At 78.6% G+C, this 658-nt stretch carries 1 protein-coding gene; it reads left to right on the forward strand.

Annotated elements, in window-relative coordinates:
• Positions 1-144: 144 nt before the first annotated feature.
• A partial coding sequence (locus AC1MIR_RS13175) for a F0F1 ATP synthase subunit B family protein (protein WP_480028605.1) occupies positions 145-658 on the forward strand: 514 nt, incomplete at its 3' end.

Raw genomic sequence — 658 nt, forward strand, 5'->3', positions numbered from 1 at the left:
CCCCGCGGGGAGGGGGGCGGCCCCCGGCGGCCCCCCCCCGCTGGGGGGGGGGGGGCCGGGGGCCCCGGCCGGCGCGCCGGGTGCGACGGGCGCGATCGCGTGCATGCGGCGCAGCCGCCCATGCCGCCACCTAGAGGGGGTTCCATGCCGCAGCTCGATTTCGGCAATCCGCTGCTGATCGCCCAGGTCGTCTGGCTGCTGATCATCTTCGGGCTGCTGTATTACGTGATGACGGTCTATGCGCTGCCGCGCGTCGAGCGCGTGCTCGAGGACCGGCGGGCGCGCATCGCGGCCGATCTCAACGCGGCGCAGGCTGCGAAGGCGGAAGCCGACGCAGCCATGGCGGCGCACCGGGAGGCCACCGCCAAGGCGAGGGCGGAGGCGCAGGCCGCCATCGCCGCCGCCATGCAGCAGGCACAGGGCGATGCCGCCGCGCGCGCGGAGGAGCTGAACGCCCGTCTGGCCCAGCAGATCGAGGAAGCCGAGCGGCGGATCGGCGTTGCGCGCGACGCGGCGATGGGCGCGCTGCGCCAGGTGTCGCTCTCCACCGCCGAGACGCTGGTCGCCAAGGTCGGCGGCCGGGTCGACCGCGCCCCGCGCGAGGCCGCGGGGGGCCCCGCCCGCGGCGGGGGGCCCCGCGGCGGGGGGGGCGGGGGCG

This window comes from Falsiroseomonas sp. RANM36 (assembly GCF_056682175.1).